This window comes from Nonomuraea sp. NPDC054003 (assembly GCF_055585125.1).
This window is the reverse complement of sequence record NZ_JBVJKR010000003.1, coordinates 165,293-180,608: the sequence shown is the minus strand read 5'-3', so window position 1 is coordinate 180,608 and position 15,316 is coordinate 165,293. Positions and strand designations below refer to the sequence as shown.

Genomic DNA, 15,316 nt, shown 5'->3' with positions numbered 1-15,316 from the left:
CATGCGTGTCGTGCTCGCCGGAGCCCAGGGCTTCGGCTCCAACTATCTCGACCGGCTGCGCCGGCTGACCGGGCTGGTCGAGCTGGCCGGGGTCTGCGACGTGCGGCCGGTCCCGCCGGAGAGCCTGGCGGGTCTCGGCTCCCCCGAGATCTCCGCCGACCTGCCCGGCCTGATCGAGCGGACCGGCGCCCGGATCGCGATCCTGGCCACGCCCATCCCGACGCACGCCGAGCTGGCGCTGGCCGCGCTGGAGGCGGGCGCGCACGTCCTGGTGGAGAAGCCGACGGCGGCCACGCTGGCGGACTTCGACCGGATGGAGCGGGCCGCCGCCAAGGCGGGGCTGGCCTGCCAGGTCGGGTTCCAGAGCCTCGGTTCCGCGGCGGTGCCCGCGGTGCGCGAGCTGATCGCGGGCGGCGCGATCGGCCGCGTCACCGGCATCGGCGTGGGCGGCTCGTGGCCGCGCCCCGCCGCGTACTTCACCCGCAGCCCGTGGGCGGGCAGGCGGGTGCTCGACGGCGTGGACGTGGTGGACGGCGCGCTGACGAACCCGTTCGCGCACGCGCTGGCCACCGCGCTGGCGGTGGCCGGGGCCGACGAGCGCGGCGCGGTGGCCTCGGTGGAGACCGAGCTCTTCCACGCCAACGGGATCGAGTCCGACGACACCTCCGCCGTCCGCGTCACGCTCGCCGGCGGCACCCCGCTGGTGGCCGCGGTCACGCTCTGCGCGGCCGAGCGGGACGAGCCGTACGTGCTCGTCCACGGCGAGAAGGGGCGGATCCGGTTCGTCTACACGATGGACGAGGTCCAGGTGGACGACGGGCCCGTCCAGCGCTTCGACCGCACCGACCTGCTGGTCAACCTCGTCGAGCACGTGCGGTCCGGCGTCCCGCTGCTGGTGCCGATCCAGCGCACGGGCGGGTTCATGGAGGTGATGGAGGCGATCAGGGTCGCGCCCGACCCGCTGCCGATCGCCGACGACCACCAGGACCTGTCCGGCGAGGGCCGGGTGCTGCCGGGCATCGCGTCCGTCGTCGACAGGTGCGCCTCGGAGCTGGCGCTCTTCTCCGAGCTGGGCCTGAGCTGGGCGACGCCGCTCGTGGTGGGCGGCTCTCCCGTCGCCGAGTACGTGACCAGCCCCGACCTGCCGCTGACCGCGGCGCCCCGCCCCTACCTGCACCCGGTGCGCACGCTCGGCGGCACCGTGGTGACCGAGGTCCGTCCCGCCGACCACCCGCACCACCTCGGGGCCGGGCTCGCGGTGACGGACCTGGGCGGGCGCAACTTCTGGGGCGGGCGCACCTACGTCCGCGACCAGGGGCCGACCTGGCTCGACGACCACGGCGTCCAGCGGCACCTGGCCTTCACCGAGCGCGACGCCGCCGGTTTCACCGAGACGCTCTCGTGGCTGCGGCCGGGGGAAGACGCCCTGGTTCGCGAGGAACGCACCGTACGGGCCCGTCCAGCGGCGCGTGGGTGGGTCCTGGAGTTCGGCTTCACCCTGCACAACCTGACCGGGGCGCCGCTGACGGTGCGCAGCTCGGCCACGAAGGGGCGGGCGGGCGCCGGCTACGGCGGGTTCTTCTGGCGCGCGCCGGCGGGCTCGCCCGGGTTGCGCGTGTTCACGGCGGCGGCCGAGGGCGAGGAGCGGGTGCACGGCTCGCGGGCGCCGTGGCTGGCGCTGTCGTCGGAGGCGTGGACGCTGCTGTTCGCGCAGGACGCCGACCCGTGGTTCGTGCGGGTGGCCGAGTATCCGGGCGTCGGCACCGCGCTGGCCTGGGACACCCCCCTGTCGTTCGACGCCCGGCTCGACAGGAAGGTGTCGGTCGTGGTCGTCGACGGGCGCCTGTCGCGCGAGGAGGCGGCCGAGCTGGCCACGGGCCGCTGACCCGCGGGCCCGGCGCGGTGCCACGCCGGGCCCGCGCCGCCGTGCCGTGCGGGTCGTACGGGTCGGGGTCGTACGGGTCGTGTTTTCAGCGGGGTTCAGGGCGCAGTTCGGCGGCCAGCCAGGTGAAGGCGTGCTCCTGCATCGGGACGTCGAAGGCGTGCGGGGCGTCGAAGAACCGGCCCTCGTAGCCGCCGTCGGGGTAGCGGCGGGCGATGGCCTCGTGGGCGCGGCGCATCCCCCGCTCGGGGAACAGCTGGTCGTCGCCCGCGTACAGCGCCAGCAGCGGTCGCGGCGCTCCGGACGCGACCAGCGCGGGCCAGTCGCAGACCCGCGACAGGCCGGGCGGGAAGAGCATCCAGGTGTGCGAGGCCACGTACCCGTCGAGCAGGTCGGCGTAGGACGAGGTCATCGCGGCGACCACGACCGCGCGCACGCCCGGGTCGAAGGCGCCCAGCAGGGCGGCCCGCAGGCCGCCGCCCGACAGGCCGGCGCAGCCGACCGGCCCGATGTCCGGCCTGCCCCGCAGGTACGCCGCCGCGGCCAGGTCCTCGCCCGCCACCACGCCCGCGAACGAGGTGCCCAGCAGTCTGCAGTACTTCTCCAGGACGTGCTCGTGGTGGCCCGCCGCCACGTCGTAGCGGTCGGCCTCCGACAGCCCGGCGTCCGGGGCCAGGGCCGTCACCCGGTCAGGCATGTCCGTGAGCGGGAACCGGCGGCTCCCCCACCCGGTCACGTCGTGCGCCAGCACCGCGAAGCCGCGCCTGGCCAGCTCGGAGGCGAACGCCCGGCCGCCGTACAGCTCGCCGCGCAGCCGCCGCACCTCGGGGGTGGGCGGCTCGGGACCGTCGGCGATCTTCTCCTTGCCCGCCCACTTCATGCCCGCGTGGCAGTGCAGGGCCACCACGCCGGGCAGCGCGCCCCGGTGACCGTGCGGCCTGAGCAGGTAGGCCCGGGTGCGCGGGCCGTAGCCGACGTCCCAGGACAGCTCCTCGCCGTCCAGCCCGTCCGCCGTCCAGGTGCGCTCCACCCGTACGTCCCCCGCCGTCAGGTCGAGCGTGCCGATGGCTTCGCGCGCGGCGGCCCGCAGCTCCGGCCCGGCGGGCGCGTCCGGGAACAGCTCCCCTTGCCTTCCCGCCACCTCCACAAGCCCGGCGAACTCCCCTAGATGCCGCATCTCACCTCTCATGACTCGTACGAGAAAGCACTGTGAGGAGTCAGACGCATCTCCTCTTCGTACGGATCAGGCGCCGGCGAGGCGGGTGCCGTCGGCGGTGAGGCGGACGGGGCGGCCGGTGGTGGCTGAACGATTGGCCGCGACGCCCACCAGGACGCTGCGGATGCCGTCCCGGTATCCCGCGGGACGGGCGAGCGGGTCGTCGCCGGGGCCGCGGAAGACGTCGTCGAGCAGCAGCCGGTCACCGCCGCCGTGGCCGCCGGCGCCCTGCTCGATCGGCACCTCCTCGGGCTCCTGCCAGTGCCGGTGCAGGATGAGCCGTTCCCAGGAGCCGGCCGCGTGCTCCTTGCTCGCCGCGCTCGGGTCGACGGCGGCGTGCGGCGGGGTCCAGGACCGTTCGCACACCTCCAGCTCGATCCGCCCCTCGGTGCCGTTGAACGCCACCCGGTACCCCTCGAACGGCGCGTGCGCGGTCAGCGAGTAGGTGAGGATCGCCCGGTTGGCGTAGCGGACGAGCACCGACATGGTGTCGTCGATCGTCACGCCGGGCGCGAACACGTCCTGGTCGCGGATGTAGCCGTCCTCGTGCTCGGCGTCCAGGTAGAGCTGCTTGAGGCGCTCGTCCTGGGAGATGTCCAGGATGTACGGGTCGCTGCCCAGACCCGGGGCGCCCTGCCCGCGTGCCGGGCGCGGCCCGCGCGGCCGGGCCTGGCCGTAGAAGCGCAGGTCGGTCTGCGCGAAGACCAGCTCGGCCGCCGAGCCGAGCCACCAGTTGACCAGGTCGAAGTGGTGGGTGGACTTGTGCACGAGCAGCCCGCCGGAGTGGGCGCGCTCGCGGTGCCAGCGGCGGAAGTAGTCGGCGCCGTGGATGGTGTCGAGCGCCCACTCGAAGTGCACCGAGGTGACGTCGCCGATGGCGCCCTCGCCGATCAGCTTCCGCACCGCCGAGTTGCGCGGCGAGTAGCGGTAGTTGAAGGTGACGACCAGCCGGCCCGGGTTGCGCTCGGCCGCCTCGGCGATGGCCGCGCAGCTCTCGGCGTCGACCGTGAGCGGCTTCTCCACGATGACGTCGAGGCCGGCGTCGAGCGCGGCGACGACGTACTCGGCGTGGGTGGCGTCGACCGTGCACACCACGACGGCGTCGGCCAGCTCCAGCATCTTGCCGTACTCCCGCGGCGCGAAGCACGGCACCGGGCGGCCGATCCGTTCGGCGTAGTAGGCCATGCGCGTGGTGTTGACGTCGCACAGGCCGACGATGGTCCCGGTGTCCTGCCAGTCGCCCAGCAGCGCGTCGACGTACATCTGCGCGCGGTGCCCGAGGCCGACGAAGGCGTACCTGGTGCTCAAGTGCTCTCTCCCCGAGTCGCGGTGGGCGGCCGGGGGCGGTGCGCCCCCGGCCGGTCGCCGGCTGGTCAGCCGGCGATGGCGGCGTTCGCCTCCTCCAGGAACTTCGCCGCGGCGGCGTCCGGAGTGGCCCTGCCGAACACGACCTCCTCGCTGGCGCGCTCCAGGATGTCCTCCATCTCCAGCGCGCCCTTCGGCGGCGCCTCGATCGGGCTCAGCTCGCTCTTGACCTCGTCGATGAAGGCCAGGGTCTTCTGGTCGGCGGGCGGCAGCTTGTCCTTGACGGCGGCGAGCACCTTGGAGTTGGTGGGCAGGCCGCGGTCGCTCAGCAGGATGCCGGCCGCGTCGGGGTCGTTGACCAGGAAGTCGATGAACTTGCCCGCGGCGTCCGCCTTCTCCGTCTTGGCCGAGGCGGCGTAGAACATGGCGGGCTGCAGGAACATGCCGCTGGTCGTGGCGCCCTCCAGCTTCGGCATCCGCAGCAGCGTCATGTCCTGGCCGGACGACTTCGTCAGGGCGTTGAGCTGGTTGCTCCACCACATGCCCATGGCGCCCTCGTTGGTGCCGAGCAGCGACTGCTCGGGACCGGTGTCGCCGATCTCCTCGCTCTTGGCGGCGTCGGGCGAGCCCTTGGTCTCGATGAGCTTCTGGTGGATGGCCCACCAGGACTTCAGCGTGTCGACGGACATGCCGATCTTGGTGCCGTCGTAGAACTTCTCGCCGCGCTGGGCCGCGTAGATCTGCAGCCAGGCGGGGTTGAAGTTGTACTCGGCGCCGGTGGCGGCGCCCGTGGCCGAGATCTCCTGGGCCAGCGCGGCCCACTGGTCCCAGGTCCACGTGGTGTCGTCCGGCAGCTCCTTCTTGGCCTTCTCCAGCGCGGCCGGGTTGGCCAGCATGGAGAAGGCGTTGACGCCGGTCGGGATGGCGTACTGCTTGCCGTCGATCTGGCCGCTCGACAGGACCTGCTGGTCGAGGTCCGCGGTGGGCAGCTTGCCGGCCAGGTCCATCAGCGCGCCGCGCCCGGCGTACTCGCTGAGGCCGCGGATCTCGATGCTCAGCACGTCAGGCGCGTCGTTGGCGGCGACCTTGGTGGCGAGCTTCTCGTAGTAGCTGTCCCAGTTGGAGAAGTCGCCCTCGACGTCGATCGTCGGGTTCTTCTCCTCGAACTTCTGGATGGCCTGGTCGGTCAGCTTCTGCCGGGCGTCGCTGCCCCAGTAGGCGAAGGTGATCGACACCTTGCCGCCGTCGCCACCGCCGCCTCCTCCTTCGCCGCCGTCGCCGCTGCCGCAGGCGGCCGCGGTCAGCATGGCCGCCGACAGCGCGGCGACCCACATCGTCTTACGAGAGCCGAGTTTCACAGCTCTACCTCCTCTTGGGGTTACAGGGGGTGAAGAGGAACTACTTCAGGCCAGTGGTCGCCATCCCGCGGATCAGGTACTTCTGTCCCGCCAGGAAGAACCCGAAGATCGGCCCGAGCGACACGATGGACATCGCGAACATCGGACCCCAGGACGACTCTCCGCTGGAGTCCAGGAACTGCCGCAGCGCCACGGCCACCGTGAGGTTGTCGGAGTTGGTGAGGTACAGGTTCTGGCTGAAGAAGTCGTTCCACGTCCAGATGAAGGTGAAGATGCCGGTCGTCGCCAGCGCCGGCATGCACAGCGGCAGGATGACCTGCAGGAAGATCCGCCAGTAGCCCGCCCCGTCGATGGCCGCGGCCTCGTCCAGCTCCCGTGGCAGCGTCCGGATGAACTGCACCATCAGGAAGATGAAGAACGCGTCCGTGGCCAGGAACTTGGGCACCACCAGCGGCCAGATCGTGTTGATCCAGTCCATGTTGGCGAACACGATGTACTGCGGCACGACGGTCACGTGGTAGGGCAGCATGATCGAGCCCAGCATGATGGCGAACCACACCTTCTTCAGGGGGAAGTTCAGCCGGGCGAAGGCGTAGGCGGCCAGGGAGCAGGCGACCAGGTTGGCCGCCACGGACAGTCCCGTGATGACGGCCGAGTTCCACAGGTAGTAGCCGAAGCTGTGCTTGAGCGCCGTCCAGCCGTCGCTGTAGTTGTCCAGCGTGACCGCGCTGGGCCACAGGCCGGGCTCGCGGAAGATGAGGTCCTCCGGCTTCAGCGAGCTGGAGATCATCCACAGCAGCGGATAGAGCATGATCAGGCCGAAGCCGATCAGCAACGCGTGCTTGAGCAGCCGGCTGCCCCGCGGGAGCGGGCGGAACAGGAACGGCACCCGGTTACTTCGTGTCGCCATAGAAGACCCAATACTTCGACGCGAGGAAGTTCACGCCGGTCAGTCCGGCGATGAGGAGCAGGAGGACCCACGCCATGGCGGCCGCGTAGCCCATCTCGTAGCTCTTGAAGCCCTTCAGGTAGAGGTAGAGCGTGTAGAAGAGCGTGGAGTCGACCGGTCCTCCGCTGCCGCCGCTGACGATGAACGACTGCGTGAACGACTGGAAGGACTTGATGACTTCGAGTACGAGGTTGAAGAAGATGATCGGCGTGAGCAGCGGCAGCGTGATCGAGCGGAACTGGCGGAGCTTGGTGGCCCCGTCGACCGCGGCCGCCTCGTAGTAGCTCTGCGGGATCTGCCGGAGTCCGGCGAGGAAGATCACCATGGGCGCGCCGAACGTCCACACGTGCAGGAGGATCAGCGTGCCGAGGGCGGTGTCCGGGTCGGACACCCAGCCGGGCCCCTCGATGTCGAAGATCGCGAGGACGGCGTTGACCAGGCCGTCGGTGCCGAAGATCTTCCGCCACAGGATGGCGATGGCCACACTCCCGCCCAGCAGCGAGGGCAGGTAGTAGATGGAGCGGTAGAACGACAGCCCGCGCAGGCCCCGGTCGAGCGCGAGCGCCAGCGCCAGCGCGAAGGCGAGCTGCATGGGCACCGACACGACCACGTAGATGGTGGTGACCTTGAGCGACTGGATGAACCGGGTGTCCTCGAAGAACAGCTTCGAGTAGTTGTCCCAGCCCACCCACTGGGCCTCTTCCAGCAGGCTGTAGTCGGTGAACGACAGGTACAGCGAGGCCAGGATCGGCCCCACGGTGATCAGGAACAGGCCGACGAACCACGGCGCGAGGAAGACGTACGCGGTGCGGGCCTCCCGGCGCCTGTGGACGTTCGCATAGGTCGTCCGGCGGCGACGCCCCGGGGGTCGAGCGGCCTCCCGCGGGGCGGCGGGGGGTCGCTCCGGGGTGACAGAGATTGATTCGGACATACATCCCTCTTCCAGGCCCTGCCCGGCACGGCGGGATCGGATAGCGCATTCCTATAAGGAGGCGAAAAGTTTCGTCAACCCTTTGCAGGTGTTACAAAGCCGTTACCGATATATCGCCAACTGAATAGTGCCTGCTCAGAGGGGAGATGAGGGTGGATACGCGTTCTTAACATTTTCGCTCTGACCCACCTCCACTACAACCGGTTGCACTTCGCGGCGAAAGAGTCCGGGCATGCCGACAGCCGCCCTGACCTGATCGGTCGGGGCGGCTATCGAGCAGAAACGGTCACCAGGAGCCGCCGAGCTCCTTCAAGGTGAAGACCCCGCCGACCCGGTCGTGCAACGGGTCGCTCAGGTCCGGCTCGCCCTGCTCGGCGATGATCCCCGCGGCGTACGACTCGGAGCTGTCGCGCGACTCGTACCCGATGGCCTCCGCCTCCTTCAGCGACCACCACCTGCGGGCGTTGTCGGAGACGCCCCACACGACGTGGAAGCCGGTCGCCGTCAGCGCGGCCTCCACCAGCCGGGCCAGGTCGTCCGGCGAGATCCAGGTGGCCAGGCCGCGGGTGTCGGCGGAGCGCTCGTTGCAGGTGCCGAGCCTGATGGCGGTCACGTGCATGCCGAACCTGTCGTGGTAGAGGCTGCCGAGCCCCTCCATCACGAGCTTGCTCACGCCGTAGTACGTGTCGGGGCGAGGGAAGGCGTAGTCGGCCAGCTCCCCGCCGGAGGGCGGCCGGGTGTGGAAGCCGGCGGCGTGGTGACTGCTCATCAGCACCACGTGCCCGACCCCCGCCGCGCGGGCGGCCTCCATGAGCACGTAGGTGCCGTCCATGTTGGCCCGCACGATGTCGGCCCACGGATGCTCGCGGCTCTGGCCGCCGAGGTGGAGCACCGCGTCGACGTCCCGCATCGCGGCGGCCATGGCCAGCTCGTCGGTGAGGTCGGCCACGGCCAGCTCCTCGCCGGGTCCGGTTTCGAGCGGCGCCAGGTCCGACAGGCGCAGCGTCCGGCCGTCACGGGCGAGACGGGGACGGAGCAGCGTGCCGACTTTCCCTGCGGCGCCGGTCATGAGAATGCGCATTCCCCCGTTGTACACAACACTGGCCCAGATTCACATTCTTGAATATTGACCGTGATGTGTGTCACTGGTTACTTTCTTCAAGACTCGCCCACATCCACGACACTTGTCACATATGTGAACAGGAGGCGGTCTTATGTCACGTCGTCTGCTCGGGGTCGCGCTGGCCACGACCCTGGCCGTTACGCTGACAGGCTGCGGCTCCGGGGGAACAGGCTCAAGCACGGACGACGCGCTGGAGATCTGGATCAGGCAGGCGCCCGATTCGGAGTCGGCCAAGACAGCGCAGCGCCTCGCCGAGGCGTTCACCAAGGCCAGCGGGATCCAGACCAAGGTGGTCGCCCTCTTCGACGACTTCGAGACCAAGCTGCAGCAGCAGGCGGCGCAGCGCGATCTGCCCGACATCGTCATCAACGACACCGCCCAGATCGGCAACATGCAGACCCAGGGCTGGCTGACCGAGGTCGACCGGGCCTCCCTGGCGGGCGGCGACAAGGTCTCCGACCTCGCCTGGAAGGCCGCCACCGCGAGCGACGGCAAGACCTGGGCGGCCCCGTTCTCCGCGCAGGCCTTCGCCATCATCGCCCGCAAGGACTGGCGCGAGAAGGTCGGCATGGAGATCCCCCAGACCTGGGAGGACCTCGCCGCGCTGGCCACCGCCTTCACCGAGAAGGACCCCGACGGCAACGGCGAGAACGACACCGCCGGCTTCGTCATCCCGGCGAGCACCAAGCGCGGCTACGCGTCCTGGTACGCCTCCTCGTTCATCTACGGCAACGGCGGCGACTTCGTCTCCCCGTCAGGTTCCGGCACGTTCACCTCCGCCATGAGCGACCCCAAGGCCGTCGAGGCGGTGCAGTTCCTCCAGGACCAGTTCTGCAAGACCAAGACCGTCAACCCGGGCGCGGTCAGCAACGACACCACGGTCACCCACGAGGTGTTCGAGAAGGGCCAGGGCGGCATCTACCTGACCGGCCCGTACGTGCTCGCCCGGTTCGTGGACAGCATCGGCACCGACAAGATCGAGGTCTACCCGGTGCCCAAGGGCCCGTCGGGCGGCCCCGGCACACTGGGCGAGGGCGAGAACGTCTACCTGATGGCCGGATCGGGCAACACCGAGGGCCAGAAGAAGTTCGCCGAGTTCGCCATCTCCGCCGAAGGCCAGCGGATCGGCATGAACAAGGACGCCAACGGCGCCATCGTCCGCCTGCCGGTCAGCTCCGAGGTCGACATGGCCGCCGAGCGCCAGGACCCGCGCTGGCAGGTGTTCCAGGACGCCTACGCCGACGCCGTATACGCCCACCCGGTGCCGAACTGGGCGCCGATCCGGCAGACCTCCGCCGACTCGATCAACACGGTGTGGGCCGACTGCGCCAAGGACGTCAAGGCGGAGATGGACGCGCTCAACACCAAGCTGACCCAGGAACTGCAGAGTCAAAAGGCATCATGACCCCGACGCTGACCACGGCGCCGCCACCGCGGGCCGCCGCCCCCGGCCAGCCGCCCCGCCGGGCGCGCTGGCGGGGGCCGCTGGTCGCCTGGGCCTTCCTGGCGCCCGCCCTGCTGCTGTTCCTGTACTTCAAGTTCATCCCGATGTTCACCGGGCTGACGATGAGCCTCCAGGAGATCCGCTACATCGACAGCACCTGGGTCGGGCTGGACAACTACGCGACCATTCTCACCGACGACGCCTTCCGCTCGGCGATCTGGCACAGCCTGGTGCTGGCGCTGGGCACCACGGCCGGCTCGATCGTGTTCGGGCTGGGCCTCGCGCTCCTGATCGAGGGGCCGGCCAGGTATCTGTGGTTCGTCAGGACCGCGGCCTTCCTGCCGGTCGTGGTCACCATGGCGGCCGTCGCCGAGGTGTGGCGGATCATGTACCACCCGGGCGACACCGGCACGCTCAACATGATCCTCGGCTGGGTGGGGATCGCCCCGCAGCCCTTCCTGGCCGACGAGGACTCCTCGCTGCTGTCGATCATGGTCATGAACATCTGGCGCGGCACCCCGTACGACATGATGATCTTCCTGGCCGGGCTGGTCGGCATCGACCGCACGCTGTACGAGGCCGCGGCGGTGGACGGCGCGTCCACCTGGAGGCGGCTGCGGCACATCACGCTGCCCGCGCTGCGGCCGGTGTTCTGGATCCTGTTCACGCTCGCCGCCATCCGCGGCCTGCGCGTGTTCGTCGAGGTGTACGTGCTCACCAACGGCGGGCCGAACGGCTCGTCCGAGGTGCTGATGACGCTCATCTACAAGCTCGGCTTCCAGACCGGCGAGCTGGGCATCGCCTCGGCGGGCGGGATCGTGCTCTTCGCGGCCACGCTCGTGCTCACCATACTGGTCCAGCTCATGCGCAGGAGGCAGGCGGCATGATGAGGTTCGACAGCGCGCTGGGGCTGGAGTCGCGGCGCGGGCCGTTCGCCACCGCGGGCAAGATCCTGCTCTACTCGGGCATGGTGGTGGTGTTCACCGGGCCGCTGCTCGGGCTGCTGATCAGCGCCTTCAACAAGACGCTCGACCCGACCTCCTTCACCTGGTGGCCGGACGAGTTCACGTTCGACAACTTCGTGCACGCCGCCGACCGCAACGTCTATCTCTATCTGTTCAACTCCTTCGTGGTGGTCGGGTTCGGGCTGCTGCTGCAGATGATCGTGAGCGTGTTCGCCGCCTACTCGCTCGCGCGCAAGAAGTTCCGCGGCATGGGCGTGGTCATGCTGATCATGCTGGCCACGATGATGATGCCCGAGGAGATCATCGCGATCCCGCTCTCCCTCGTGCTGGCCGACATGCCGCTGCTGAACCTCAACCTGATCGGCACGTACGCGGGCATGATCCTGCCGGTCGGCGCCTGGGGCTTCTCGATCCTGGTCATGACGGAGTTCATGAAGGAGGTGCCGGTCGAGCTGGAGGAGGCCGCGCGCATCGACGGGGCGGGCGAGCTGCGCACGTTCTTCACCGTCATCCTGCCGTTGTGCCGGCCCGCGCTCGGCGTGATCGGCGTCTTCGGCTTCACCATGATCTGGGACCAGTACCTGCTGCCGCTCATCGTGGCGCCCGAGTCGAGCATGTGGACGCTGCCCATCGCGCTGCGCTCGCTCCGCTCCGACGAGGAGGTGGGCATCGGCGTGCTGCTGGCGGCCACGCTGCTGGCGCTGCTGCCGTCGATCATCGCGTTCCTCGCCTTCCAGCGGCAGTTCATGCGCGGTCTGACGAGTGGGGCGGTGAAGGGGTGACCTGTGTCCATGTATCTGGACGACATCCCATATCCTGACACCCATAAGTCGCAGTCGAGATGGGACGATCATGGAGCCGCAGCTGGTCAAGTCCGCCGAGCGGACCGTACGCATCCTGGAGGCCCTCGCCGCCGCCCCGGGCACGCTGACGCTGTCGGAGGTGCAACAGCTCACCGGGTTCCCGCGCAGCAGCCTGCACGCGCTGATGCGCACGCTGGTGGAGCTCAACTGGGTGGAGACCGACGCCGCCCGGTCGGCCTTCGGCATCGGCCCGCACGCGCTGCTGACCGGGACCGCCTATCTGGACAAGGACCCGGCGCTGCCGTTCGCCCAGGCGACGCTGGAGGACCTCAGGGAGGAGACCGGGCAGACCGCCCACTTCGCCCGCAGGGACGAGGCGCACGTCCTCTATCTGGCCACCCGCGAATCCCGCGACGCCCACCACATCATCCCCCGGGTGGGCAGGCGGCTGCCCGCCCACGTGACCGCGCTCGGCCAGGTGCTGCTCGCCCAGCTCACCGACGACGAGGTCAAGGCCCTGCTCCCCGACCCGCTGCCCGGCATCACCGACCACACGATCACCGACCTGGGCAAGCTGACCGGCGAGCTCGACCAGGTCCGCACCCGGGGCTGGGCGTACGAACGCGAGCAGGGCACGTCGGGCGTGGCCTGCGTGGCCGTCACGGTCGACTACCGGATCCCGGCCACCGACGCGATCAGCTGCTCGATGCCGGCAGACCTGCCGCCCGCCCAGATCGAGCGGGTCATCGAAGCGGTGATCACACACACCCACAAGCTGGCTGCCACTCTCCGGCGAGAGGGCATCCGGTAAAAGGAGGCGCTGATGCGGCTAGAAGGCGTTCTGTTCTTCCCGGTGACCCCGTTCGGTCCCGACGGCGAGGTGGCCGGGGAGACGCTCGGCCGGCACGTCGACGCCGGGGTAACGGCGGGAGCGGGAGGGGTGTTCACCGCGTGCGGGACGGGTGAGTTCAACGCCCTCGGCCCCGGCGACTACACCACCACGGTGCGGGCGTCCGTGGCCGCCGCGGGCGGGCGGGTGCCCGTCTTCGCGGGCGCTGGCGGCACGCTCCCCGAAGCCAGGACGCTGGCCCGCACGGCCGCCGCGGAGGGCGCCGACGGGCTGCTCATCATGCCCCCGTACCTGGTCAGCGCGCCGCCGGAAGGCCTGGTCGACTACGTGCGCGACGTCGCCCTGGCGGGCGGGCTGCCCGTCATCATCTACCAGCGCAACAACGCCCGCTTCTCCCCCGCCGCCGTCGCCGAGCTGGCGCGGATGCCGGAGGTGATCGGGTTCAAGGACGGGCTGGGCGACCTCGACCTGCTCCAGCGCATCATCCTGACCGTGCGCGAGTCGGCGGGGCCGGACTTCACGTTCTTCAACGGGCTGCCGACGGCCGAGCTGACCGTGCCCGCCTACCGAGGGCTGGGGGTGAACCTCTACTCCAGCGCCGCCTTCGCGTTCGCCCCGGAGGTCGCGCTGGCCTTCTACCGGGCGATCACCTCCGGCGACGAGGAGCTGACCCGCCGCCTGCTGACGGGTTTCTACAAGCCCCTGGTGGAGCTGCGCGACCAGGTCCCGGGGTACGCGGTCTCGCTGGTCAAGGCCGGCGTACGACTGCGCGGGCTGGACGTGGGCGGGGTCCGGCCGCCCCTGGTCGATCCTGCACCGGAGCACGTGGCGGAGCTGGAGAAGATCATCGCCGCCGGCATGGAGATCATCGGCGCCTGACCCATCCCCCACCGCGGGAGGGTCATGCCCTCCCGCGGTGGGGGTAGCCGGCTCCTGACCGGCGGACACGTCGCACATCCGGGGCCGCCGGGAGGACCGAGCCTCCCTGCGACCGCGGCGCCCGCCTGGGCCGCCGTTCTACCGTCCGACTACGCCGTCCACGCGGCGGGGGATTCCCAGGGGGTTGTCGTCCTTCAGCTCGTCAGGCAGCAGCGCCTCGGGCCAGTCTTGGTAGGCCGTGGGCTCCAGCCAGCGGTCGATGGCCGTGGCGCCGACCGAGGTGGTCGCCGTGGTCGTGGCCGGCCAGGGGCCGCCGTGATGCATGGCCCAGGTGACGGCCACGCCGGTGGGCCAGCCGTTCCAGATCAGCCGCCCGGCCTTCCGGCCGAGCACGTCGACCAGCGGCTCCGCCTCACCGGCGTCGGCGGCGTGCACGGTGGCGGTGAGCGAGCCCTCCAGCCGTTCCAGCACCGGCGGCAGGTCGCCGACCTCACGGTAGGTGACCACGATCGAGGCCGGCCCGAAGCACTCCTCACCGATGCCGGGCAGCTTCTCGGCGAAGGTGTCGAGATCGGTGGTGAACACCTTGGGCGTCACCGACCAGCCGCCCTCCCCCGGCGAGCCCTCGGCCAGCAGCTCCAGCTGCCCGAGCCGGTCCAGACCGCCCAGGTAGCCCTCGCGGATCCGCTCGGCCAGCATCGGCCCGCCGCTGGTGCCCTCGACGGCCTCGGCCAGCGCCTTGCGCAGCTCGTCGCCCTCGGGCACGAACATCAGCCCCGGGTTGGTGCAGAACTGCCCCACCCCCTGGGTCAGCGAGGCGGCGAAGCCGGTGGCGACCTGCTGCGCGGACGCCGACGGCAGCACCACGACGGGGTTCACGCTGCCCAGCTCGCCGAAGAACGGGATCGGCACCTCGCGCTCGTCGATGAGTCGCTGGATCGCCTTGCCCCCCGCGACGGACCCGGTGAACCCCGCCGCGACCACCGCCGGGTGCCGCACCAGGTCGGCGCCGGCGTCGAGGCCGTGCACCAGACCCAGCAGGTCAGGGTACGGGAGCGCGTCGCGTACCAGCTTGGCCACCCGCTCGGAGGTGCCGGGATGACCGGGATGCGCCTTGACCACCACCGGGCAGCCGGCCGCCAGCGCGGAGGCGGTGTCGCCGCCGGCCACCGAGAACGCGAAGGGGAAGTTGCTGGCCGCGAACACCGCCACCACGCCGGGCAGCGGCCGCTTCACGCGCCGCACGTCCGGCCGCGGCGGCTCGGCGTGATCGATGATCGCGTCGAGGTAGCCGCCGTCCCTGATCACCCGGGCGAAGAACCTGAACTGGCCCGTGGTGCGGCCCACCTCTCCGCGCAGCCGTGCCTCGCCGAGCGCCGTCTCCTCGTCGGCGAGCCGCCACAGCTCGTCGGCGTGCGCGTCCAGCGCGTCCGCGACGGCCTCCAGCGCCACCGCGCGGTCTTCCGCCGGGGTCGCCCGCCACGCCTGGCCCGCTGCCACGGCGGCGGAGACCACCAGGTCGACCCCGGCTCGGTCGGTCTCGGCCACGCCGGCGCCCACGGGCTCACCGGTCCTGGGGTCGTATCCGTAGATCATCGAATGGCCCTTCGG

General features: G+C 70.6%; 13 protein-coding genes. 6 read left to right on the top strand and 7 right to left on the bottom strand.

Annotated elements, in window-relative coordinates; all coding sequences use genetic code 11:
- Window position 1: 1 nt before the first annotated feature.
- On the top strand, window positions 2–1,885 hold the full coding sequence (locus tag ACZ6YG_RS08445) for a DUF6807 family protein (RefSeq protein WP_466017558.1): 1,884 nt from the start codon (window positions 2–4) through the stop codon (window positions 1,883–1,885).
- An 85-nt stretch (window positions 1,886–1,970) separates the two neighbouring features.
- Here ACZ6YG_RS08445 and ACZ6YG_RS08440 read toward each other — a convergent pair whose 3' ends face one another.
- The 6 genes from ACZ6YG_RS08440 to ACZ6YG_RS08415 form a co-directional block, all read right to left on the bottom strand.
- Window positions 1,971–3,059, bottom strand: a complete 1,089-nt coding sequence (locus ACZ6YG_RS08440) for a dienelactone hydrolase family protein (RefSeq protein WP_466017557.1) — start codon at window positions 3,057–3,059, stop codon at window positions 1,971–1,973.
- A 66-nt stretch (window positions 3,060–3,125) separates the two neighbouring features.
- Window positions 3,126–4,406: a Gfo/Idh/MocA family protein gene (locus ACZ6YG_RS08435; protein WP_466017556.1), complete on the bottom strand. Its 1,281-nt coding sequence runs from the start codon at window positions 4,404–4,406 to the stop codon at window positions 3,126–3,128.
- Window positions 4,407–4,471: 65 nt separating this feature from the next.
- Complete coding sequence (locus ACZ6YG_RS08430) at window positions 4,472–5,761, bottom strand: ABC transporter substrate-binding protein (RefSeq protein WP_222709066.1); 1,290 nt, start codon at window positions 5,759–5,761, stop codon at window positions 4,472–4,474.
- A gap of 40 nt (window positions 5,762–5,801) precedes the next feature.
- A complete protein-coding gene (locus ACZ6YG_RS08425; protein ID WP_148033574.1) occupies window positions 5,802–6,671 on the bottom strand; it encodes a carbohydrate ABC transporter permease in 870 nt (289 codons plus the stop codon).
- The gene (locus ACZ6YG_RS08420) at window positions 6,655–7,641 is read right to left on the bottom strand and encodes a carbohydrate ABC transporter permease (RefSeq protein WP_148033575.1); all 987 of its coding nucleotides are present in this window, start codon (window positions 7,639–7,641) and stop codon (window positions 6,655–6,657) included. The genes ACZ6YG_RS08425 and ACZ6YG_RS08420 overlap by 17 nt, the downstream gene beginning before the upstream one ends.
- A gap of 286 nt (window positions 7,642–7,927) precedes the next feature.
- On the bottom strand, window positions 7,928–8,722 hold the full coding sequence (locus ACZ6YG_RS08415) for an NAD-dependent epimerase/dehydratase family protein (RefSeq protein WP_466017555.1): 795 nt from the start codon (window positions 8,720–8,722) through the stop codon (window positions 7,928–7,930).
- A 133-nt stretch (window positions 8,723–8,855) separates the two neighbouring features.
- Between ACZ6YG_RS08415 and ACZ6YG_RS08410 the strand changes: the two genes are divergently transcribed.
- The 5 genes from ACZ6YG_RS08410 (at window position 8,856) to ACZ6YG_RS08390 (ending at window position 13,705) form a co-directional block, all read left to right on the top strand.
- Entirely contained in the window at window positions 8,856–10,169 is a 1,314-nt protein-coding gene (locus ACZ6YG_RS08410) for an ABC transporter substrate-binding protein (protein WP_466017554.1), read from the top strand.
- On the top strand, window positions 10,166–11,095 hold the full coding sequence (locus ACZ6YG_RS08405; RefSeq protein ID WP_466017553.1) for a carbohydrate ABC transporter permease: 930 nt from the start codon (window positions 10,166–10,168) through the stop codon (window positions 11,093–11,095). Before ACZ6YG_RS08410 ends, ACZ6YG_RS08405 begins: the two co-directional genes overlap by 4 nt.
- Window positions 11,092–11,955, top strand: a complete 864-nt coding sequence (locus tag ACZ6YG_RS08400) for a carbohydrate ABC transporter permease (protein ID WP_466017552.1) — start codon at window positions 11,092–11,094, stop codon at window positions 11,953–11,955. The genes ACZ6YG_RS08405 and ACZ6YG_RS08400 overlap by 4 nt, the downstream gene beginning before the upstream one ends.
- Before the next feature lie 70 nt (window positions 11,956–12,025).
- Window positions 12,026–12,787, top strand: coding sequence for an IclR family transcriptional regulator (locus tag ACZ6YG_RS08395; RefSeq protein WP_148033578.1), 762 nt, complete (start codon window positions 12,026–12,028; stop codon window positions 12,785–12,787).
- Between the two features lie 12 nt (window positions 12,788–12,799).
- Window positions 12,800–13,705, top strand: a complete 906-nt coding sequence (locus ACZ6YG_RS08390; protein WP_219544186.1) for a 5-dehydro-4-deoxyglucarate dehydratase — start codon at window positions 12,800–12,802, stop codon at window positions 13,703–13,705.
- A gap of 138 nt (window positions 13,706–13,843) precedes the next feature.
- Here the strand turns inward: ACZ6YG_RS08390 and ACZ6YG_RS08385 are convergent, their stop codons facing one another.
- On the bottom strand, window positions 13,844–15,301 hold the full coding sequence (locus tag ACZ6YG_RS08385) for an aldehyde dehydrogenase (NADP(+)) (RefSeq protein WP_466017551.1): 1,458 nt from the start codon (window positions 15,299–15,301) through the stop codon (window positions 13,844–13,846).
- Window positions 15,302–15,316: the final 15 nt, after the last annotated feature.

What these genes read in the sequence shown, in the direction of transcription:
- ACZ6YG_RS08415 (WP_466017555.1), bottom strand. Translation starts at nt 8,722, where the DNA reads ATGCGCATTCTCATGACCGGCGCCGCAGGGAAAGTCGGCACGCTGCTC.
- ACZ6YG_RS08425 (WP_148033574.1), bottom strand. Translation starts at nt 6,671, where the DNA reads ATGGCGACACGAAGTAACCGGGTGCCGTTCCTGTTCCGCCCGCTCCCG.
- ACZ6YG_RS08445 (WP_466017558.1), top strand. Translation starts at nt 2, where the DNA reads ATGCGTGTCGTGCTCGCCGGAGCCCAGGGCTTCGGCTCCAACTATCTC.
- ACZ6YG_RS08405 (WP_466017553.1), top strand. Translation starts at nt 10,166, where the DNA reads ATGACCCCGACGCTGACCACGGCGCCGCCACCGCGGGCCGCCGCCCCC.
- ACZ6YG_RS08390 (WP_219544186.1), top strand. Translation starts at nt 12,800, where the DNA reads ATGCGGCTAGAAGGCGTTCTGTTCTTCCCGGTGACCCCGTTCGGTCCC.
- ACZ6YG_RS08400 (WP_466017552.1), top strand. Translation starts at nt 11,092, where the DNA reads ATGATGAGGTTCGACAGCGCGCTGGGGCTGGAGTCGCGGCGCGGGCCG.
- ACZ6YG_RS08440 (WP_466017557.1), bottom strand. Translation starts at nt 3,059, where the DNA reads ATGCGGCATCTAGGGGAGTTCGCCGGGCTTGTGGAGGTGGCGGGAAGG.
- ACZ6YG_RS08385 (WP_466017551.1), bottom strand. Translation starts at nt 15,301, where the DNA reads ATGATCTACGGATACGACCCCAGGACCGGTGAGCCCGTGGGCGCCGGC.
- ACZ6YG_RS08395 (WP_148033578.1), top strand. Translation starts at nt 12,026, where the DNA reads ATGGAGCCGCAGCTGGTCAAGTCCGCCGAGCGGACCGTACGCATCCTG.
- ACZ6YG_RS08420 (WP_148033575.1), bottom strand. Translation starts at nt 7,641, where the DNA reads ATGTCCGAATCAATCTCTGTCACCCCGGAGCGACCCCCCGCCGCCCCG.
- ACZ6YG_RS08410 (WP_466017554.1), top strand. Translation starts at nt 8,856, where the DNA reads ATGTCACGTCGTCTGCTCGGGGTCGCGCTGGCCACGACCCTGGCCGTT.